The organism is Acidobacteriota bacterium, assembly GCA_019347945.1.
Lineage (GTDB): Bacteria > Acidobacteriota > Thermoanaerobaculia > Gp7-AA8 > JAHWKK01 > JAHWKK01.
Genome location: JAHWKK010000038.1, coordinates 1 through 20,569 on the forward strand (window position 1 = coordinate 1; position 20,569 = coordinate 20,569).

Genomic DNA, 20,569 nt, shown 5'->3' on the forward strand with positions numbered 1-20,569 from the left:
CGACTCGCGGTCGTCATCGTCGTGGAAGATCATCTCGCGATTGTTGCCGCGCGATGTCACGTGCCACAGAGCGCCACGATGTTCGAGTCTGAGCGGTCGAGCCATGGAGAAACCATCCCTCGGTGAAGGGAAAAAGTCCAACCGTTGCCGGGAGTGGTTGCTTTTCTCCCTCGGAATGGAAACTTTCGTGACACTTCTCCACCAGGAGTAGAATGCGACTGAGCCCGAAAATGCATCTCGAACCGACAATCGAAGGTGTGGCCCTCATTCCCCATTCCGGGCCTCGGGGAGATCCCGATGAAAGTGGCGAACGATCGAGTCGGAGAGCCACCGCGGCGCCCGCTCGAGCCCCGCACTCGCACGGTAACTCGACCAGCGGTAGTCCTCGGGGCGCTCGACCATCCCGGCCCGCAAGGTTTTCTCGTCGACCAGATGCGCCTTGAACCGTCCCTGGAAGAGATGCCCGCAGCGGTCGTACTTCCGATTGGAGTCCTGTGCATACAGCTGGTTGAGCCGCTGCATTCCGCGTGAGAGCGTCGGTTCGGGAGTCGTGAGAAGGATGTGGTAGTGGTTGCCCATCAGGACCCAGGCGTGGATGTGCCAGTTGAAGAGGGCGACGACTCCGGCGAGGATGCCGAGGAACGACTCGCGGTCGTCATCGTCGTGGAAGATCATCTCGCGATTGTTGCCGCGCGATGTCACGTGCCACAGAGCGCCACGATGTTCGAGTCTGAGCGGTCGAGCCATGGAGAAACCATCCCTCGGTGAAGGGAAAAAGTCCAACCGTTACCCGAAGTGATCGCTCTTCTCCCTCGGAATGGAAACTTTCGTGACACTTCTCCACCAGGAGTAGAATGCTTTTGAGCCCGAAAATGCGTGTCGAAAATGCGTGTCGAACCGAAAAACGAAGGTGTGGCCCTCATTCCCCGAAAAACGAAGGTGTGACCCTCATTCCCCCTTCACTGACCCTCATTCCCCCTTCACGGTTCTTCCCCGGATACCGACGTCCGGTCGTGATCGTCCAATCCAACGAATTCAACGAAAGTCGGATACAGACCTTGATCGTAGCCGCCATCACCTCCAATCTGAGCCTCGGCGAAGCGCCAGGCAACGTCGTGATTCCACGACGGCGTGCCGGCCTGCCCCGAAAATCCGTCGTGAATATCTCTCAGCTCCTCACGGTGTCGAAGTCACTTCTCACGGAGCGGATCGGTCGATTCGACGAGTCGTTGTCTCATCGGCTCGATCAAGGTCTTCGTCTGGTGCTCGCGTTGTGACGTCAGCGGCGCCTGCGGCTATGACGATAAGGTCGGGGTCGCACCCGGAATGCGGGATGATTGGGGCGAGGACGGACTTCTGTACACGAGCAGCGATGTTTGCGAGCGATCGATGTCGTTCCTGTGGCGCCTTTTCCTTACCTAAGGAAATGCGGGCCTGCCGGCCCGGCGGCGGTGCCGCCGGGCCGGTGCCGCCTGCTGCGACTACTCGCTGTCGACTTCGACGAAGTTCGATTCCGTGGTTCCGGTGACTGCCTGGTACTCCGCACTTCCGAGCGGGAGAGTCAGAGTCAGCAGCGCCTCACCGGACGAATCGGTCACCGCTTCGAAGCTGCTCGTTCCGCCATCGGCGGTGCGCTGGACCACGGTGACGGTTGCTCCGTCCATCAGTTTCCGCGCCCCATCGTAAACCCGCGCGGTGAATACCTGGAGCGTCCCGGCGACGCCTTCGTCGAGAAGGACGGGGTCGAGCACGACCGTCGAGGAGCTACCGGAGCTGTCGCTCGTGCCGGTCGTCTCGACGTCGATGTTGCCGCCGTCAATCGCCGCGTCGACGGCTGATTGGGCCGTGTCGTAAGCGCAGCCGCTCGTGCACTCCAGGTAGAACCGGTCGCCTCCGGCTCCCGGCTCTCCTGCATCAGCGACGCAGGCTCGGAAGCTCGCCGGCTGGGCATCGAAGCTCCCCTCGCCAACGATTTCCACCGAGTTCGAGCCAGCGGGCACCGTACCGCAGTCGCTGTCGAGCGGGGAGACGGAAAGGATCTGCGACATGCTGATCCGCAGCTCGCGACCGTGGTCGTTCAGGCTAAGGGAGCCGGCTCCGCCGGAGCTCGTCGCTTCGACGTCGAAGCCGAAGTTCAGTCGCCCGTCAATTCCGTGGAGCCACCCGCCGCCGTTCGCCTTCGCCCCGGCGGCTACGCTGCACTCGACGTTCGCGGGTGAGTTCCCGTCACCGTTTCCGGTCGAAGGATCGTATTCATTGATTCCATCGCTCAGTGCATCGACACCCTCTTTGACCTGCACGATTCCGAAGCCATAGAAGGCATCGCGGCCGGCCAGCAGATCGGCCTGCGACTCGCGAGTCGTGGCGGACAGATGCGCCCGTACCTGATCGTGACTCAGCGATGGGCAGGCGCTCCAGATGACCGCTGCCGCTGCTGATGCGTGTGGGGTGGCCATCGACGTGCCGGAGAGGGAAGCGTAGGCATTCGTGACGATCTGTTTCACGTTGACGGTCCCCTCGCCACCCACGAACGCGAGGGCGTCATGCCCATCGGCCTGCGAAAGACTGACCGCCGGGATTGCCGAGCAGCAGGGATCACCGTAGGTACCGTTGAAGTTGCCTTCGGTGTTGTTGTAGATCACCGCGGCGGCGCCTCCTCCGGCGGCGACGTTGTCGATTTTCGAGCGGAACGTGGCACCACCCCGCTCGCAGAGGACCACCTGACCTGCCCACTGATCAGCGGAGCCGGGGGTGGTGTTGCAGTCGCCGCCATCCGCGAGAGCTCCTGTGATCGAGGTGTTGTCAGGGTCGGCATTCGCGATCGGGTTTGCTTCGTAGCGCGGACCACCCGAGACGACCAGGCTGCTGCTGTGGGGATAGGTGCTTCGTACGGCGACGCCCGGCGCGGCGACTTCGACGTCCGTGTTGTACGTCGAGAAACTCGCCACCTCCTCGCTCGCATCGATCGCGGCGACCGAGGCCACCGACTCGTATCCCGCCGGATAGTTGAACACCAGCACACCGTCGTTTCCTGCCGCGGCAACGATCAGGACGCCCCGATCGTAGATCGCCTGATAGCCGTCACTAAGGAGACCGATCTTCCCTCCGAGGCTCATGCTGATGATGTCGGCTCCCTGATCGGCGCACCACCGCGCCGCGTCGAGAATCGTCGAGCTGTATTGTCCCTCACCAGCATCGTTGAAAACGTCCGCGATCAGCAGTTCGACCGTGCCGGGAGAGACGCCGACGACGCCGAGATCGTTGTGCATGGCCGCCACAGTTCCGGCGACGTGCGTGCCGTGTCCCTGCCGATCGTCGGCCCAGTCTTCGTCGACCCAGCTCCGCCCGGCAAGGATCTGCAGGTCGCGAAGGTCCTCATGCGCCGCAGCGATTCCGGTATCGGTGATGCAGACACGGACTCCTGCGCCGGTCGCGGCACCTTCGTCCAGCACTCCGTCCCGGTCCGCGTCCCATTCGTCCCGGGCATGCACGAGGTCGATTCCGTAGGGAACCGTCTGTCCGAAGAGGTGATGGATCGGATCCTCAGCGACGTCCAGCACCACACTCAGGCCGAGCAGCGTCTCGACCGTACTTGCCGGTAACGTGGCGGCAAGCACCCCGAGGTCATCGAACTCGTGGTGAATGATCGCGTCCGCTCCGAGCTCGGACAGGACCTGGTCTTTCGCTCCCTTCTCATAGCGGACGAGATAACGATCTCCGGCCTGCGCCTCGGCGGCAAAGGCCAGCGTGAGAAACACCGAGCAGCAGAGCGCTGCCATGGTGCGCGTCAGCGGGTTGAGATGAATCATTCGTGGCTCCTCCTATACGGCTTCTGAATCGGATTCTGAACTGGGCAGTTTGCAGACCTTCGATAGCTCCTCGCCAAGCAAAAAATACGCCGATACGGGAAAGTCCTCAGTAGCCCTCTGCCGAGTAAAGTTAACGTCGGAGCTGGAAAGTTAACTTTACTCCGCAAAGCGGATTCGACGGTTCCTGCCTCTTCAGCCTCACCCTCGGTTTCCCCTTTCGGCTCGGCAGGAGCCTCGGTACGTCAAGAAAGCCTCGGAAAGGAAGAAGTCTCGATGAAGGTCATTCCGAAGACGCGCGAAGCGGGGAGGAGGAATCTGGTGGTGGGTGCTGTTGACGTTCCCCACCCATCCCGCGGTGCGGGATCAGGTGATGAAGCCGCTCCATCGGAATGACACTTCGGTTTTCTCTAAGACACTTTGGCATTTGTATAACCGCTCAATCCACCGGCGGTTGCGCTCTCCGGCGCTACCGCCGGCTGTCCGCTGCGCCTCCGCCGGAGCATGCTCTGCCCTCCCAGCGTGGGAGGGCAGAGCGAATCGTCGTCAGTTACAGGATGCACTCGGTACCGAGGTCACCACGTCTTTGACATCCACATTGTCGACCCATGCTCCACCAACGATGGTCGCTTCGACGAGAGGATCAGCACTCCAGCGGAACCGGATCTGCCCGGTGTATCCCGCCAGCAGCGAGAGATCGGCCGTATAACGCGCCATGAGCGGACTGTACCCGGAGAACATCGGCGAGTCTTTCGGAATGCAGCCGGAGCCGTACGACAGTGCAGGGTAGCCCGGCTCGACTTTGATCCAGGTGTTGCCGCCATCGACGCTCGCCTGCACGTCGATGCCGTCCCAGGCGGCGTCGGTGTTTTCACTGACGTACGCGAGATCGAAGACGATCGCCGACGTGTCGGAGAACTCGAACGAAGGAGATGTGAGCGTGAGGCAGGTGCTCGGCGCGTACTGCGAGTACCACACGGTCGTCGCGTTGCCCGTCTGGACTCCATTCGTCAGAATCCATCCAGTTTCGGCCTCCGACGGTGTCCACCCCTGAGCTCCCGACTCGTAGTCGTAGGAGAAGGTGGTCAGCACCTCGTCGCGGTTGACGGCCACGGTCTCGCTGAGGGTGTTCGGCGACGACTGCCCCTTGGCGGTGGCCGAGGCGGTGAAGGTCGCCGTGTCGTTGAACGGCGCATCACTGGAGACCGCGAGCGTGTACGTCGCGGTCTTCGTCTCCGCCGCAGAGCCGAGGATCGTTCCGAGATCGACGGTGCTGGAGGTCAGGAACGTGAAGTAGGAGCGATCGACCGAGAGGGTCACCTCGACGCCATGCGCGTCTTTGGTGCCGTTGTTGTTCACGTCGACGTGGATCTCGACCGTCTCTCCCGGATCCGCCACCAGGTCGCCATCGCCGCAGGAGCTGTCGACGCTGTCGGATGCGAGCCGCACCGCTGTGGGCTGCGCATTCACGTCGCGGAAGACGACGCAGCCGGTGCTGTCGTCGCCGATCGGCATGCTGAAGGTATCGAGGAAGCATCCCTGATCGGAGGTGATCTCCAGGATGAAGTTTGCCGTTGCGCCGCAGAGCAGCGCATCCTGGTCGACTGTCACACGGAACGACTTGTCGGGCCCGGCTGATCCCCCGGCCTCGATCGAACCGTAACTGCGGGTGGCGGGATTCGCAACCGTGACGCCTGAAGTGACCGAGCTGAGGGTGGCCTGCGCGTTCGTCAGCCCCGTCAATCCCTCATTGGCGATGATGATGAAAAGCTGCGCCTTCTCGCCGGGATCGAGCTCTCCGTCACCATTCCCTCCGGGGGAATCGGTGACGCTGACCGAGCGGTAGCGTGCGTCGGGCTGCTCGACGGTGATCGTCGCCAGCCCCGCGGGTGACGAGCTGTAGCATGCGCCATCTCCGGTCGCCACGACCCGGTAGGTATAGGTCACGCCGTTATCGACACCGGCATCGACGACCGAACCGGCGCTCGCGGAGCGGCCGACCTCCAGGAAGACGTCGTGCCGGCGCTCGGTGCGTACGACGCTGTAGTGGGCGGCTCCGTCGACGGCGCTCCACGAGATCGTTACAGCCGGCGTTCCGGTGTCCGGGTCGACGCCTTGCGAGAGGCTCACGGCGGGAGTTGCAATCGCCGCGCAGTTCTTCGCGTCACCGTACGCGGGAACGCCGCCCGGAGCTCCCCACTCTTCCATGCCGTGGTGGACGAATGCGTCGTTGAGGTAGGCGCCGTGTGGTGTTCCGTTGGAGAGACCGTCACCCTCGTCGTCGACTACGAAATACGCGTCGTAGGTCGAGGCGCCGATCGCCTGATGTCGTGAGGGAGCATACGAACCGACGAGCGGTCGCGATTCGTAGAAGAGCCGCTCGTGGAGCGTCCACGCCTCATCCCGATCGACGGCACCGTTGGGAGAACCGTCCGGACCGGCCGGGAGCGGATCACCCTCGTAAGTGACGTACTGCTTGTTCGAGTCGAGCTCGACCGTTCCGTAGCTGGTGCCGCTCATCAGACTCTCGACCAGATGCCACGCTGCCTGCCCCCAGATCTGCCCTTCACAGTGCCCCTGGCGGAGCAGCGGGCCGATGTAATACGGATGCGGCGGACATTTGGTGCTTACGTTCGAGATCGAGAGCGTGCCGCGACTGGAGCGGAGCTCATCGACGTTGCGCACGCCGTCGCACTGGCGGATTGAAACCGTGTCGGGGTCGGTGACGTAGGGGCCGTGGAAACGGTTGTAGAACGACTGTCCGACACACGAGTCGTGATCGACGAACAGCGCGATGTGATCGCCCACCGCTTCGCCCGTGGCGAAGTCGCCGAGGCCGAGGACGTAGCCTGGATGCTGTCCGTCATTGTAGTCGATGCCGTGACCCCACTCGTGCTGCATCACGTCGCGGATCTCTCCCGTGTTGTTGCAGTCGATGTTCCCGCTGGAGCGGACGATCGTCCCTTTCTTGAAGAAGTTCACACTGACGCCGTTCCAGAAGGCGTTGCAGATGTCGTTGATGTTCACGTTGACCGGCACCGTGGAGTACAGCCACGGCAGGTCGAGCCACTTGAGCGCCATCGCGCGTGCGACGTTGGTGTGAAAGAAGGCGGTGCGATCTGCCGGGGTCGAGGTGCCGTTCCCGTACGAGATCGTCGTCGACTCGGAGTCGCCGGAGCCGAGTGTGACGTGGTCGTATCCGCCGGTGCCGAAATCGAGGCGCCGCGACGATGAGGAGACGAATGGCTGCCATCCCGGAACGGGATCGCTGTCGGACTTGACGCAATCGACGCAGTTGGCGTCGAAGAAGGTGCCGTTCAACTCGGAGGAGACAGTTCCGCCACCGAATGTGAAGAGGCCGTTCCAGCTCGAACTGAGGGGTGTGGCGCCGGAATCGACGCGTACCAGTGGGAACGAGCGGACTACTTCCGCGTCGGTCGCTTCGGCCGGTCGGATCCCGCCCGTGACGCGACCGGTGGGAGTGGTGGGGCAGGCTGCGTATCGGTTGGAGTCACCGAATCCGATGACCACGCCGTCGATCGCGTCGACGTAGGCCACCCAGGTGGCGGTTCCGCCATCGACGCGGAATCGCAGCTCATAGACGAGCTGGTAACTCAGCAGCCCTCCGTCCGTGGTATTCCGCGGCAGAAGCTCGAGACGCGGCTCCTGCACGACCTCGACGTCCTCGGCCTGCACTTCGATATAGGCGAGCACGTTCAGGAGCGCCTGTTCCGCCGTGATCGACGGGCTCGTCACGGCCGGAACGTCCGCGATGTTGGCTGAGTGCCAGTAGATCATGTTGCCGTTGTTCACGGCGAATATCAGTCGTCCATATTCGACCGGGACGCCGTCGATCGCGTATTCGAAGATCGCGTAGCGCATGCGAGCATCGCGTCCCGGATCGGCGCCCTCGTCCACGAAGCGCAGCCGCTCATTGCCGGCCGCGAGGACCGACTGGTTGTTCGCGATGAATTCGCGGGCGACCCGCTCGAGATCGCCTTCACTCACGGACCCCGTCAGCGAGTTCGCCCGTCCAGGTAACCACGACAGAGCACCGCCGGAGACGCGGCGCGGGTGTCCCGTCAGCGTGTCGTGCTGCGCGACCCAGTTTCCGCCGTGCGCGTCATTCCAAGCTTTCCACGAGGGATCCTCCAGATACAGATCCACCAGCGCCTGGTCGTAATTCGGAGTGAGCGCCGGAAGAACGAGGGTCTTCGAGTCCAGCGCAAGTTCCTTCTCGCGGACATCGACGGCCATCGTGGCAAAGGTGAAAAACAGCGGTAAGGCACCGAGGCAGATTGTTCGTAGCATTTGAGAGTTCTCCCGATTATGAATGACTCGGCCTTATGCCAAACATGAGGCCTCTGCTCCCCGGACCTGCCGGCCAAGGGGTAAGGTAAAAGAGATGTTACTGTCAGAGCCATAAATTCGTCCAGCCATCCGATGCCCCGACCCGGTCGAAATCGCCTCTTCTCGTTCTATACTCAGCGGTCTGACCGTCCGGGCTGTGGCCGGCAGGCGTCTCTCGAAACATCAACCGCGAGGAGGCACCATGGAGCTGCAGCTTGTCGATTCCACGCTTTGGAGCAGGAGGGCTCGGTCTTTGGTCCAGGGCCTCGGCGCCTGCGTCATTCTCTGCGCGACCGCGTGCGCAGAGGAGCCGCGCACTCTGCACGACCGTCGGACTCTGGAGGGGCACTCCCCGCCGACGCTCTCGCGATTGCGCTACAATTTCGCGTGCGGCTGCGCGACTGAAGCGCTGGTCCGTCAGGCGGCTCACATCCGCCAGTCGCTTTCGAATCGAACGTCAGGCAACATCAACAGGGAGGTCATACATGAAGTTCACGAAGCTGCTGGTTCTGCTGGCTCTAGTGGGTTCCCTGATCGGGTGCGGCAAGCCCGTTCCTCCAGAGAAATCTGCCTACGTTGGCGAATGGCAGGAGAAGACCATGTACCTCCTGATCACCGAGGACGGGTCAGTTCGATACAAGCGACTCAAGGGTGGGGCATCCACCTCACTTGAAGGCCCGCTCAAAGGCTTCACCGGAGACAACTTCGAAGTAGGTATCGGGCCGATGGCAACAACCTTTGTCGTCAGCAAGCCGCCCTACAAAGACGGCGACATCTGGAAAATGGTCGTCGATGATGTAGAGCTGATCAAAACGGCCCATTGAGGGCGTCTGGAGTCGGCTCAGGCGCATGAAACAGCCGCCTGAGCTGATCCGTAGATGATCCGTAGATCGGGCCTTTGAGATGACTCCAGGTCGATTCGTCGATCCGATCTTGCGGTGCACGAGCTCCCGATACGCATTCCTAGCCTCGGGGCGAAAAAGAAAGTGTGGCTCCCATTACCCCGTGGGTGCTCATGAGAACCCAGGCGTGGATGCGCCAGTTGAAGAGCGCGACGACTCCGGCGAGGATGCCAAGGAACGACTCGCGGTCGTCATCATCATGGAAGATCATCTCGCGGTTGTTGCCGCGTGATGTCACATGCCACAGAGCGCCCCGATGTTCGAGTCTGAGCGGTCGAGCCATGGAGAAACCATCCCTCGGTGAAAGGAAAAAGTCCAACCGTTGATGGGACTGGTTGCCTTTCTCCCTCGGAATGGAAACTTTCGTGACACTTCTCCACGAGGAGTAGAATCCGTTTTGAGCCGGAAAATGCGTCTCGAACCGAAAAACGAAGGTGTGGCCCCATTTCACCCGACGGAAAAACGAAGGTGTGACCCTCGCACCCCTCGCACCCTCGCACCCCTCGCACCGAAGGTGTGACCCTCGCACCAGGATGCTCGCGGGAGCCTTCAAGCGCTACCATACTTGGCGTCGATACTTCGAATCTCCTCGATGATCGGACGAAGACTCTCTCACTACACGATTGAGGCTCGCCTTGGAAAAGGCGGGATGGGTGAGGTTTATCAGGCACGCGACAGCCGTCTCGAGCGCGACGTCGCGATCAAGATCCTTCCTGAGACGACCGCGGACGACGAAAGCGTGCGGCGTTTCCTCAAGGAGGCGCGCGCCGCGTCGTCTCTGAATCATCCAAACATCGTCACCGTCCATGCGATCGAGCAGGAGGGCTCTCTCCATTACATCGTGATGGAGGAGATCGACGGCGCTTCCCTCTCTTCGGTCGTCCGGGATCCGTTGAACCTCGAGCGTTTTCTCGACATCGCGCTGCAGATCACGAGCGCGATGGGAGCCGCCCATGCAGCGGGGATCATTCATCGCGATCTAAAGCCGGCAAATGTGATGCTCACGACCTCCGGCGTGGTCAAAGTGGTCGATTTCGGACTCGCGCGTCTGATGCGGCCTGAGGCTTCCACGAGCTCGGAGGATGCGACAGTCGAATGGAGCGGTCCACTCACCAGGGCGGGCGCAATGATGGGGACCATCGGCTACATGGCGCCGGAACAGGTTGAGGGCGAGAGGGCAACCGCGCGCTCCGACGTCTTTGCGCTCGGCGTCGTCTTCTATGAGATTCTGACCGGCAAGGCAGCTTTCAGAACGAGTACCCCGGCCTCGACTTTCGCAGCGATTCTCCGTGATTCGCCACCGCCGCTGTCGTCAGTCAGAGACGATCTTCCTGCCGTGCTGGAGCAGATCGTCGATCGTTGTCTCGCCAAGGACCCGGCGGATCGTTTCGCGGATGGTGGCGAGATTCACGCGGCGCTGCTCGAACTGCGACGCAGTCTGTTCGAGAGGCCGGCAGCGATCAGCCGGCGCGGCCCCCCGCTGCTGATCGGAACAGTCGTCGCGGCCGTGCTGATCGTTGGGATTCTCACCGCCCTCTGGTGGCGGCATGACTCGAAGATTCGCTGGGCCAGAAATGTGGCGCCGGCGGAGATCGAGCGGCTGATGGACAGTGACGATCCCGTCGCCGCCTTCATGCTCGCGAAGCGCGCGAGGGCCATCGCACCCGACGACTCACAAGTTCAACAGGCGTGGACGAATCTGACGAAACCGGTGACGATCGAGAGCGAGCCGCCGGGGGCAGAGGTGGAGATCCGTTCCTACCGCGGTGATGCCGACTCACCGTGGGTTTCCATCGGACGGACCCCTCTTCGTTCTGTCGACCTCCCGTTTCCCCTGGTTCGCTATCGCATTTCGCTCGATGGCTACATCACCAGCGAGACCGCTCCCGGCTTTGAAGGTGAGGCGCGGTTCTTCCGTCTTTACCGTCCGGACGAGAGTCATGCGCGAATGGTTCCCGTTGGGGGCGGCCCATCCACTATCGCCGGGAGGACGGTCACCCTGCCTGACTTCTGGATCGATCAGTACGAAGTCACCAACGCCGAGTTCAAGAAGTTTGTCGACGGAGGGGGATACGGGCGGCGGGAGCTCTGGAAAGATCCCTTCACTCGAGGGGAAGAGACACTCTCGTGGGACGAGACGGTGAGCGGCTTCGTCGATCGGACGGGACAACCGGGGCCAGCCGGATGGGAGCTGGGCAGTTTTGCGAAGGGACAGGAGAACCATCCCGTCGAGGGAATCAGCTGGTACGAAGCGGTCGCGTATGCAGACTTCGTAGGCAAGACTCTTCCCACCGTCTTCCACTGGAAGCGAGCCGCGGTGAATGACGGGATTTTTTTCGACGTGCTGGCGCTGAGTAACTTCGAAGGGGAGGGTGTCGTGCCGGTGGGATCCCTCGGAGGGCTGGGGCACTGGGGCACGTACGACATGGCTGGGAACGTGAGGGAATGGTGCATCAATGCCGTCGACCAGAGACGCTATGCGCTCGGCGGCTCGTGGCTCGATCCCGGTTACTCTTATGTCGAGCTCGATGCGCAGGATCCTCTGTCACGCAGGGCAGGCTATGGCATGCGACTGATGTCGATCGCAGCGCCCGTTCCCGAGGCCTTGAAGGAGGATGTCCGGCCGGACACCTTCGAGATTCCTCCGCCGGTGGATGACGCCACCTTCCGGCTGATTGCGGGTGCGTTCGCGTATGACCGGTTGCCGCTCACCGAGCGGACCGAGGAAATCGACGATACGCATGACGGCTGGCGAAAGGAGCGGGTTTCGTTCGACGCCGCGTACGGCGGCGAGCGAATCACAACTTACGTCTTCATCCCGAAGAACGCGCAGCCTCCCTACCAGACGATCCTGTACTTTCCGGGCAGCGACGCTACCGTCATGAAGTCGAGCCGGCACCTCTGGCTGCGGATGGTCGAGTTCTACATCCGCAGCGGAAGAGTGCTGGTGTTTCCCGTCTACAAAGGGACCTACGAGCGCCAGGTCGCGCCACCGCAGGGACAGAATGCCGCGCGCGAGCTGCGGATCCAGCAAGTGAAAGACATCAGCAGAACTCTCGATTATCTGCAGAGCAGAAGCGACATCGACCCGCAGAGGATCGGTTATTATGGGCTGAGTCTTGGTGCGAGTGTGGGAGCGCTGGCGACGACGCTCGATCCGCGGTTCCGATCGTCGGTTCTCTTCGGAACTGGTTTCTATCCAGCCTACTTCACACCGGAGCGGCCGCCCGAGACCCAGCCTCACAATTTCCTGCCGAGGCTGCAGGTGCCGACGCTGCTCATCGGCGGCCGCTACGACTTTACGCTTCCGGTGGAGTCGGCGCAGAAGCCGTTCTTCGACATGATCGGGACATCGAAAAAGAAGCATGTGGTATTCGACGGAGGGCACGTTCCGACCGAGTTCAACGACGTCATCAGGGAAATCCTCGCCTGGACCGATCAGTGGATGGGACCCGTGCAAAGGACGGCGCCGCGCTGAAGCGGAGTTGACCCCGACCTTTATGGACAGGGGTCACCGACGGAAATGAGGAGTCAACCGTCCCTGAAAGAGATGCCCGCATCGGTCGTACTTCCGGTTGGAATCCTGCGCGTAGCGCTGGTTGAGCCGCTGCATCCCGCGGGAGAGCGTCGGCTCGGGCGTGGAGAGAAGGATGTGGTAGTGGTTGCCCATCAGGACCCAGGCATGGACGTCCCAGTTGAAGAGCGCGACGACACCGGCGAGGATGCCGAGGAACGACTCGTGGTCGTCACCATCATGGAAGATCATTTCGTGGTTGTTGCCGTGCGATGTCACGTGCCAGAGAGCACCGCGATGTTCGAGTCTGAGCGGCCGAGCCATGGAGAAACCATCCCTCGGTGAAAGGAAAAAGTCCAACCGTTACCCGAAGTGATCGCTTTTCTCCCTCGGAATGGAAACTTTCGTGACACTTCTCCACGAGGAGTAGAATGCTCTCGAGCTCGAAAATGTGCGAGGAACCGAATAACGAAGGTGTGGCCCCTATTTCGTTTCCATCGCGTTCTGCTACTCTATTTTCAACGTTGCTGGGTCGGACGCAGCCGCTCAGCGCTGACCGTTAGCCGCCAGGTGAAAAGCCGAGAGCTGAAATGACAAAGCAACCCATCAACTTCCGTGAGAAGCTCGCGAAATTCTCCGAACACTGGTCGCCGCGCGTCGTCGCCGAAATGAACGAGTACCAGTTCAAGCTCGTGAAGTTCCAGGGCGAGTTCGTATGGCACGACCATAAAGACACTGACGAGGTGTTTATTGTGCTAGAGGGTGAAATGGAAATCGGACTCCGTGATGGTGCGGTCACCATCCGCGCTGGCGAAATGTTTGTCGTTTCCAAAGGCGTGGAGCACATTACGCGAGCAACCCGAGAGTGCCACGCTCTGGTTATCGAACCTCGGGGTGTTGTAAATACAGGCGACACCGGCGGTGCGCTGACTGCACCGAATGACGCCTGGGTATAGCTATATGACGGCTAACAATCGCTTCGAGACGGACTCGCTACGTCGGCGCTCAAGCTTTTCGTTATGCGCCTAGGACTTACCCTGATGATTACTGGAATTCATCACGTACAACTCGCGATGCCAAGAGGTCTTGAAGCGCAGGCACGTGCGTTCTACAGCGAAGTGCTCGGAATGACCGAGCGTGCCAAACCGGCAAATCTCGCCGGGCGAGGAGGTGCTTGGTTTACCGCTGGGCACGCAGAAATACACCTCGGCGTAGAGGACGACTTCCGCCCGGCCAAGAAAGCTCATCCTGCATTCTTAGTCTCCGACGTCGCTACGCTCTCCGAGAAGTGCGCAGCAGCTGGGTACGAGGTCAAGAGCGACGAGCCTCTGCCGGGCTTCCAGAGGGTGTACGTCACGGATCCGTTCGGCAACCGACTCGAGCTCCTGCAGCCAGCGACCGGCGGCTAACAAGCGGTTGCACCGGACGCGGGGTCGGCCGTGCTACCTTTACTTTCACGCTCTGCGCGTCGCCCGCGCCGGTGAACCGCAGATCCGTTATGCCGCCTGGAACAGCCAGAAACGGAGGAAGACCATGAAGCGAGGTTTTCGGCTCAATCGCACCTTGGTGGGGGCGGCGCTGCTTCTGGCCACGGCTTCGCTCGCACATGCGCAGGAAGCGCGGATGGCTGTGACTACGCCCGCCGACACCGTTCGTGTCGCCGCGCCTACAGGTGAGCGGGTGACCGACCGGGAGAACGTCCAGGCTGCCTTCGACGCGGTGCAGCCCGGCGGCACGGTCGTGTTCGCGGCCGGGGCCTACGTCGTAGGCGGCGAGGGCCTGGTGCTTCGCACGCCGGGCGTCGCACTTAGGGGCGACCCCGACGGCACGACGCTGCTGGGGTGCTCGCGGAAGCAGCGCAGGTCCCTCCCTGCTGGCGCATTCTCCGAATTCTCCGAGGCATGCGGCGACGGCTTCGTCCTCGCGGCGGAGGCGCAACGGGTCTCGGATCTCCACTTCGAGTCATTCAGCCTCGCGCTCAGTATCCGAGAGGCGACGGAGAGCGAGACGCAGGGACGCTCCGCCTCCTTCACCGGTGGGCACGTGGTCGAGGACAACTCGTTTCATGACGGGTTCAGCTTTCAAATCGTTCTGGATGCGGACTCGACCGTGCGGGTCCGGCGAAATGTGTTCCGCAACGTGTGGCATGCGGTTGCGATTGGCGGCCGCAATATCCACGTGACGGAGAACGACATCTCGGTTCCCGAGCCGGAGAGGGTGCCGTTCGGGTATGCGGGTGTCGCGATCGGAATCCGCCCGCTCGGTGAGGATGGCGCGTGTTCCTCCATGATCGTGGAGGACAACCGGATCGACGGTCACACGGAGGCCGTGGCGATTGCGGTCTTCCCCCAGGACCCGGGCAGTGTGTGTTCCGACATCAAGGTACGTGACAACGAGATCTTCATGCGCCCGGTCCGAATGCCGGACGGGGGCGACCAGGCCGGTCGGCTCGCCATTGCACCGGCAATCCGGCTCTTCAATGCCCAGCGACTCGTGGCTGAGGGCCTGATGACCTGGGGCGAACACTGGATGCCGGAGGGCGGATGGCCCGACGCGCTGTCCGGGGGGCGCATTTCCGACGTGCGCGTGGAAGCCAATCGCATCACCGGCGCCGTGGGCATTGGCATTGAGGCCGCGCACGTCACGGACACCCGCATCGTGGACAACGAGATCGAGGTCCGGCCCGCCACGACCCGGAGGAGCAGGAAGGGCTCACCGTCGGCGGGAATGGTGGACCTGGCGTTTGGGTACTGCTGGGTCTCGTGGACGAGGTGAACGGCACGCCCGTGTGGGTGTCGGCGGGGAGCGAGGGGACTGTCGTTCGGCAGACGGCCGGGAAACGTAGCGCATCAGACGGAGGCGGGAACTGAATAGAATCCGCTCGTAATCCCACGAGCGCCATTGGAAGGACTTAACCTCAAAGCTCAAAATCGAAGATGAAGCGAAAAAACAAAAGGTATGACCCTCTGTTCATAGGAGCATCGTCAAGATGAAGCTGAGACACCTACTCTTGCTCCTCCTCATGCTGGTACTCCAGGCGATGCCGGCGGCAGCTACGGAGGCTTCAATTGTCGGTACCTGGGAACTGGTCCAGGTTGACGGCGTGCATCCTCGCGACGTACCGCCCTGGGGCTATCGCAACCTCATTGTCGACTTTGGATCCAACGGTCTCGCGCGCTTCTGGTTTGTTGGCGAAGAATCACAGAAGGGCGCATCTCCATATGCCATCAATGATGGCGCGTTTCGTGGCTGGCTCGGCCTCTCCAACGATCCCGAGACTCCTCGGCCGATCAGGTTCTTCGATTCCGATTGGTTCGAGATCAGACTCCCCGAGGGCTTCGTCGCCGCGTTTCGGCGAGTTGAGGAGGTATCCCGGATCCCCGACCGCTGTGTCTACTTCACAGTCGCTGGCGAGACCTTCGACGCTGCTGCAGCCGCGAGATCTCGTCGCATTCGACGCGAGCTCCGTCCAGGCGACATCCCGCCGGCGTTGATCGGCTCCTGGACGGCCGACGTCGAGAACGAGACCGAGGGAAGTTGGCGACTTGTTCTCGTCATCTCCGGAGACTCGATCACACTCTCGGTGTCTTCCCTCGACTACCCTGAGATCCCAGTTAATGAGACTACTGCTGCGGTTGCAACCTCATCGGAGTATCTCTGGTCCGATGCCCTGGCGTGCGGCGCTCCCCATGCATATAGATTCTCCGGCGAGAGCCTTGTCCTCTCCCAGCCAGGCGGCGAAGAGTTGATTTTTCAGCGTGTCCCGTAAGAGGCGGATAGAGGGCCACATCTTCGAAGGTCAAAGTTGGTATTCTCTGGCCCCCTTCCCGACAGGTTAGAATGATGCGGTATCTCGAGGAGCCGAATCGAGCGCAGCGCTGGTGCCGCGCTGCTTTCCGCCTCCGCAGTAGACGTCTCATGAATCATCCGGGTTAAGTTAGAATTCTGGCTCTGACCCTGACTTTATGGCGACCCGCACCACCGCTCCGCCCAGCGAAACTGGATCTGGATCGCGGGGGAGCCGAAAGATTCGAGAGCTGCCGAGCTCTCTTCCGCGGTCTGCCATCGACTGCAGGAATCATCATTGGAGATTCGGGGAGGGCCGCCCGCACTTCGCGCTCGACGATGTCATCCGGAAGCGGTTTTCTCAGAGATCAGGACCGTCGGTTGATTGGAAACAGTGATGGCAGGGACGTCTGACGAGCGCCCCCGCGGTCGCTTCGAGACGACGCGCTGGAGCATCGTGGTCGCGGCTGGCGATCGCGACGGTCGAGCGGCCGAAGAAGCTCTCGCGCAGCTCTGCTCCACGTATTGGTATCCCGTTTTCGCCTTCATCAGACGGAAGGGCCACCGACCCGAGGATGCCGAAGATCTGACGCAGGCATTTTTCGCACGACTCATCGAGAAGGACTGGATCTCGGACGCCGACCGCAACCGTGGGCGGTTTCGTACCTTTCTCCTGACGGCGTGCCAGCGCTTTCTGTCCGACGAGCGGGATCGGACGCGTGCGATCAAACGCGGTGGCGCCGCGACGATGATCCCGATCGACACCGATTCTGCCGAGCGGCGGCTGGCGCGATCTCTCTCTCACTCCGAAACGCCGGAGCATCTGTTCGATCGCCAGTGGTGCCTGACGCTCCTCGACTCCGTGCTGCGCGAGGTCCGCCATTCCTACGCGGTCAAGGGCAACGAGCACCTCTTCGGCATACGACCTGAGTTCTCCCCCCCTCGATGTGAAGTACGATCCGCAGTCGAACATCATTCGTGTTTAACTCGATGGGGGCAATCTTGAAATCGAAACGAACTGACGGGAAGTGGGGCCGATCGACGCGCGCGGTCTGGAGCGGCGAGGCGGACCGAAATCCTGAAGGTGTGACCGTCGCCCCGGTCTATCACGGTGTGACCTTCGCGTATGACGATCTCGACGAGTGGCGAGCCGTCGCGGTCGGAGAGAAGCCGGGGCACATCTATTCGCGAAACACGAATCCGACCCTCGACGTGTTCGAGTCGAAGATGCGCGAGCTCGAGGGTGCCGAGGCGGCGACGAGCTTCTCGACCGGAATGGCGGCGATCAGCAACACTCTCTTCACCCTTCTCTCTCCCGGCGACCGCGTGGTCACGATCAGGGACACGTACGGCGGCACGAACAAGATCTTCATCGAGTTCCTCCCCCGTTTCGGCATCGACGTCGCGCTCTGTACGACCGACGATCACGACGAAATCGAGCAGGAGATCGAGCGCGGCTGCAACCTGCTCTACCTCGAGAGTCCGACCAACCCGACGTTAAAGATCGTCGACATCGAACGTCTTGCAAAGGCCGCACACGCCGCCGGCGCCACCGTCGTCGTCGACAACACCTTCGCGACACCAATCAACCAGAGCCCGCTGGAGCTCGGAGCCGATCTGGTGCTCCACAGCGCGACGAAGTTCCTCGGCGGCCACTCCGACGCGATGGGCGGAATCGCTTGCGGATCCGCCGAGTCGATCCGATCGATCTTCCACTTCAGGGAGATCAACGGCGCGACACTCGATCCGACATCGGCCTTCCTTCTGACACGTGGGATCCGGACGCTCGAGCTCCGGATCGAGCGACAAAACCGGAGTGCGCAGACGATCGCCGAGTTTCTCGCCGGGCACACGGCGGTCGAGTCGGTCTTCTACCCGGGACTGGCGGACCATCCCGGCCACGAGATCGCGAAGCGCCAGATGCGCGGCTTCGGCGGTGTGCTGGCGTTTTCTCTCCGCGGAGGATTCGCAGCGATGGAACAGCTGGTCGTCTCTCTGCGGCTCGCGCACCGTGGCGCGAGCCTCGGGTCAGTCGCGACGCTTGCCGGTCCACCGGCGCTGACGAGTCACGTCGAGCTCTCGGCCGAAGAGCGTGCCGCGGCGGGCATCCCGGAGAGCCTCGTGCGCTATTCGGTCGGGATCGAGAACGTCGAGGATCTGATCGAGGACCTGCGAGAGGCCCTGGACGGCCTCGGTCGAGTCGATGACTGAACTGGAGCAATCCGTCGTCGACGCGATCGACCTCGACGGCCTCGTCGAGACGCTGAGCGAGTTGATCGCATTCGAGAGCTGCGACGGTCGTGAAGTCGAGATCCAGCAGCACGTGGCGCGGCTGCTCGAAGAGATCGGGATGGAGACCGACGTCTGGGAGATCGACATCCCCGCCCTCGAACGAGATCCCTTTTACAGCGCCGAGATCGAGCGCGCCCGCGCCCTCGGCGTGGTCGGAACCCGCGGTGGAGATCGAGGGCCGACCCTGATCCTGAACGGTCACGTCGACGTCGTTCCGGCAGGGCAGATCGAGCGCTGGACGACGGAACCATTCAGAGCGGCCGTGCGCGATGGCAGGGTCTACGGTCGCGGTGCGGCGGACACGAAAGGGGGGCTCTCCTGCGCGATCCATGCGGTCAGGGCGCTTACGATCTGCGGCGTCGAGCTCCACGGCTCGGTAACGATCCAGAGCGTGGCCGGAGAGGAAGATGGCGGGCTCGGCACCCTCGCGGCGATCGTGCGCGGGCACACTGGCGACGGGGCGATCGTCCTCGAGCCGACCCAACTCATCGTCGCGCCGGCACAGGCCGGGGCGCTGAGCTTCAGGATCACGATCCCCGGCAAAGCTGCTCACGGCGCCCTTCGCACGGAGGGAGTCGATCCTCTCGAGAAATTCGGACTGATCTTCGACGCTCTCAGAGGTCTCGAGCGGCGGCGCAACGAAAGGCTGCGGCATCCGCTCTTCGCCGACACCGAGCTCCCTTACCCGATCTGCGTCGGCCGGTTTTACGGTGGGGTGTGGGCCTCGACCGTCGCCGAAGCGATGGTGCTGCAAGGACGCTACGGCGTCGGCGTCGGCGAGAGCTGCGACGACGCGCGCGAGGAGCTGGAGAACGCGATCGCAACGGCAGCGAAGCGGGATCCCTGGTTGCGGGAGCAGCCGCCGACCGTCGAATGGTGGGGCGCGCGTTTTGAGCCCGCCGGCATTCCCGCGGACGATCCTCTGGTCACGACACTGTCCGATTCACTCGCCGCGATCACCGGCCAGACCACGCGGATTCAGGGGATGCCATACGGAGCGGACATGAACCTCCTGGTCAACCGGGGAAAGACGCCCGCCGTCATCTTCGGCCCCGGCGACGTACGAACCGCCCATGCCCCCGACGAATCGGTTCCGATCGCCGAGCTCGAGGCCGCCACGAAAACGCTCGCCCTGACGATCCTCCGATTCTGCCGCACGTATGGATGACTCTGAGTTGAAGCGACTGATCGAGCAGTCTGGTGAGGAAACGCGCAAGCACTTCGATGGGTTGCCGAGGGTCTCGACCAGACGATCGAAACCATCGCGGAAGCGGTGGTGAATCTCGAACAAAAGGTCGACCGGAAGTTCGAGGAAGTCACTCAGTGAATATAGTGAATATAGAGTGAATATAGGGCCACACCTTCGTTATTCGGTTCAGTCGCGCGAATCGGACGCGGAGGTAATGCACGAGAAGCCGATCCAGGTGCACAATCGGCGCTTGTTGCTCGTACGAGCGTTCGAAAAGTGGCGTCGAGACGGCCGAGCGGCTCGGAATGACGTCGCGAATGCCGAGTTCAGGCATACCTCGACCGTGGCGTGACGATTCAGAACGGCTGTCGGATGAGAGCTTCGGGTGGCGGAAGGGGTGGCGCGTGCGCGCGGAGGGTCGTGATGCATGAATCGATCAGGTGCGCGAGACCCGGGATTCGATTTCTGTCCGTTTCCACCCGCTTTACGAGCGTCGAGACATGACCGTAGCTTCGCAGCCCGAGAATCGCCGCAATCTCGCGGAGCCGGCTGAGCGATTCGATCCTGGCCAGATGCGCGATGATCGCCCTTCCGGGGTGTCCCCGCGTCGTGCGGATCTCGTCGAGGTCCGCATCCATCATCGCGGCCGCGGTCTCGGCCGTTTCCACGAGCTCGGGCCGGTCGACGTTGCGCTGCGGTGAGGGATGCTCGGTCGAGCGTGGCTCGGCGT

At 62.2% G+C, this 20,569-nt stretch carries 16 protein-coding genes; 10 read left to right on the forward strand and 6 right to left on the reverse strand.

The window, feature by feature from the left end:
* Positions 1-264: 264 nt before the first annotated feature.
* Positions 265-747, reverse strand: coding sequence for a transposase (locus KY459_15970; GenBank protein ID MBW3566205.1), 483 nt, complete (start codon positions 745-747; stop codon positions 265-267).
* Positions 748-872: 125 nt separating this feature from the next.
* Here KY459_15970 and KY459_15975 point away from each other — a divergent pair, with 125 nt between their 5' ends.
* Positions 873-1,277, forward strand: coding sequence for a type II toxin-antitoxin system PemK/MazF family toxin (locus tag KY459_15975; GenBank protein MBW3566206.1), 405 nt, complete (start codon positions 873-875; stop codon positions 1,275-1,277).
* Between the two features lie 204 nt (positions 1,278-1,481).
* Here KY459_15975 and KY459_15980 read toward each other — a convergent pair whose 3' ends face one another.
* Together KY459_15980 and KY459_15985 are read right to left on the reverse strand one after the other, a co-directional pair.
* Complete coding sequence (locus KY459_15980) at positions 1,482-3,809, reverse strand: S8 family serine peptidase (GenBank protein ID MBW3566207.1); 2,328 nt, start codon at positions 3,807-3,809, stop codon at positions 1,482-1,484.
* A gap of 543 nt (positions 3,810-4,352) precedes the next feature.
* Positions 4,353-8,117 (reverse strand): hypothetical protein, encoded by a 3,765-nt coding sequence (locus KY459_15985; GenBank protein MBW3566208.1) that lies wholly within the window; start codon positions 8,115-8,117, stop codon positions 4,353-4,355.
* Positions 8,118-8,641: 524 nt separating this feature from the next.
* Here KY459_15985 and KY459_15990 point away from each other — a divergent pair.
* Positions 8,642-8,980 carry a hypothetical protein gene (locus KY459_15990; protein ID MBW3566209.1) on the forward strand — a complete coding sequence of 113 codons (339 nt, stop codon included), beginning with the start codon at positions 8,642-8,644 and terminating at the stop codon, positions 8,978-8,980.
* A 139-nt stretch (positions 8,981-9,119) separates the two neighbouring features.
* On the opposite strand, the gene KY459_15995 is transcribed toward KY459_15990, so the two are convergent.
* Positions 9,120-9,341, reverse strand: a complete 222-nt coding sequence (locus KY459_15995; protein MBW3566210.1) for a transposase — start codon at positions 9,339-9,341, stop codon at positions 9,120-9,122.
* Positions 9,342-9,650: 309 nt separating this feature from the next.
* On the opposite strand from KY459_15995, the gene KY459_16000 reads away from it, so the two are divergent.
* Positions 9,651-12,536 (forward strand): protein kinase, encoded by a 2,886-nt coding sequence (locus tag KY459_16000; GenBank protein ID MBW3566211.1) that lies wholly within the window; start codon positions 9,651-9,653, stop codon positions 12,534-12,536.
* Between the two features lie 33 nt (positions 12,537-12,569).
* On the opposite strand, the gene KY459_16005 is transcribed toward KY459_16000, so the two are convergent.
* Positions 12,570-12,896, reverse strand: a complete 327-nt coding sequence (locus KY459_16005; protein ID MBW3566212.1) for a transposase — start codon at positions 12,894-12,896, stop codon at positions 12,570-12,572.
* 266 nt (positions 12,897-13,162) lie between these two features.
* Here KY459_16005 and KY459_16010 point away from each other — a divergent pair, with 266 nt between their 5' ends.
* The 7 genes from KY459_16010 to KY459_16040 all read left to right on the forward strand — a co-directional run bounded on the left by KY459_16010 (position 13,163) and on the right by KY459_16040 (position 19,818).
* Positions 13,163-13,528 (forward strand): cupin domain-containing protein, encoded by a 366-nt coding sequence (locus tag KY459_16010; GenBank protein ID MBW3566213.1) that lies wholly within the window; start codon positions 13,163-13,165, stop codon positions 13,526-13,528.
* 84 nt (positions 13,529-13,612) lie between these two features.
* Positions 13,613-13,981 carry a VOC family protein gene (locus KY459_16015; protein MBW3566214.1) on the forward strand — a complete coding sequence of 123 codons (369 nt, stop codon included), beginning with the start codon at positions 13,613-13,615 and terminating at the stop codon, positions 13,979-13,981.
* 124 nt (positions 13,982-14,105) lie between these two features.
* A complete protein-coding gene (locus KY459_16020) occupies positions 14,106-15,347 on the forward strand; it encodes a right-handed parallel beta-helix repeat-containing protein (GenBank protein ID MBW3566215.1) in 1,242 nt (413 codons plus the stop codon).
* Between the two features lie 214 nt (positions 15,348-15,561).
* A complete protein-coding gene (locus tag KY459_16025; protein ID MBW3566216.1) occupies positions 15,562-16,341 on the forward strand; it encodes a hypothetical protein in 780 nt (259 codons plus the stop codon).
* 414 nt (positions 16,342-16,755) lie between these two features.
* Entirely contained in the window at positions 16,756-17,364 is a 609-nt protein-coding gene (locus KY459_16030) for a hypothetical protein (GenBank protein ID MBW3566217.1), read from the forward strand.
* Positions 17,349-18,569 carry a cystathionine gamma-synthase family protein gene (locus tag KY459_16035; protein MBW3566218.1) on the forward strand — a complete coding sequence of 407 codons (1,221 nt, stop codon included), beginning with the start codon at positions 17,349-17,351 and terminating at the stop codon, positions 18,567-18,569. Before KY459_16030 ends, KY459_16035 begins: the two co-directional genes overlap by 16 nt.
* The gene (locus tag KY459_16040) at positions 18,562-19,818 is read left to right on the forward strand and encodes an ArgE/DapE family deacylase (protein ID MBW3566219.1); all 1,257 of its coding nucleotides are present in this window, start codon (positions 18,562-18,564) and stop codon (positions 19,816-19,818) included. The genes KY459_16035 and KY459_16040 overlap by 8 nt, the downstream gene beginning before the upstream one ends.
* A gap of 377 nt (positions 19,819-20,195) precedes the next feature.
* On the opposite strand, the gene KY459_16045 is transcribed toward KY459_16040, so the two are convergent.
* The coding region (locus KY459_16045) for a hypothetical protein (GenBank protein ID MBW3566220.1) at positions 20,196-20,569 on the reverse strand (374 nt) is incomplete at its 5' end.

What these genes read in the sequence shown, in the direction of transcription:
- KY459_16000 (MBW3566211.1), top strand. Translation starts at nt 9,651, where the DNA reads ATGATCGGACGAAGACTCTCTCACTACACGATTGAGGCTCGCCTTGGA.
- KY459_15995 (MBW3566210.1), bottom strand. Translation starts at nt 9,341, where the DNA reads ATGGCTCGACCGCTCAGACTCGAACATCGGGGCGCTCTGTGGCATGTG.
- KY459_15980 (MBW3566207.1), bottom strand. Translation starts at nt 3,809, where the DNA reads ATGATTCATCTCAACCCGCTGACGCGCACCATGGCAGCGCTCTGCTGC.
- KY459_15975 (MBW3566206.1), top strand. Translation starts at nt 873, where the DNA reads ATGCGTGTCGAAAATGCGTGTCGAACCGAAAAACGAAGGTGTGGCCCT.
- KY459_16035 (MBW3566218.1), top strand. Translation starts at nt 17,349, where the DNA reads ATGGGGGCAATCTTGAAATCGAAACGAACTGACGGGAAGTGGGGCCGA.
- KY459_16015 (MBW3566214.1), top strand. Translation starts at nt 13,613, where the DNA reads ATGATTACTGGAATTCATCACGTACAACTCGCGATGCCAAGAGGTCTT.
- KY459_15970 (MBW3566205.1), bottom strand. Translation starts at nt 747, where the DNA reads ATGGCTCGACCGCTCAGACTCGAACATCGTGGCGCTCTGTGGCACGTG.
- KY459_16030 (MBW3566217.1), top strand. Translation starts at nt 16,756, where the DNA reads ATGGCAGGGACGTCTGACGAGCGCCCCCGCGGTCGCTTCGAGACGACG.
- KY459_16020 (MBW3566215.1), top strand. Translation starts at nt 14,106, where the DNA reads ATGAAGCGAGGTTTTCGGCTCAATCGCACCTTGGTGGGGGCGGCGCTG.
- KY459_16010 (MBW3566213.1), top strand. Translation starts at nt 13,163, where the DNA reads ATGACAAAGCAACCCATCAACTTCCGTGAGAAGCTCGCGAAATTCTCC.
- KY459_16040 (MBW3566219.1), top strand. Translation starts at nt 18,562, where the DNA reads ATGACTGAACTGGAGCAATCCGTCGTCGACGCGATCGACCTCGACGGC.
- KY459_16005 (MBW3566212.1), bottom strand. Translation starts at nt 12,896, where the DNA reads ATGGCTCGGCCGCTCAGACTCGAACATCGCGGTGCTCTCTGGCACGTG.
- KY459_16025 (MBW3566216.1), top strand. Translation starts at nt 15,562, where the DNA reads ATGAAGCTGAGACACCTACTCTTGCTCCTCCTCATGCTGGTACTCCAG.
- KY459_15985 (MBW3566208.1), bottom strand. Translation starts at nt 8,117, where the DNA reads ATGCTACGAACAATCTGCCTCGGTGCCTTACCGCTGTTTTTCACCTTT.
- KY459_15990 (MBW3566209.1), top strand. Translation starts at nt 8,642, where the DNA reads ATGAAGTTCACGAAGCTGCTGGTTCTGCTGGCTCTAGTGGGTTCCCTG.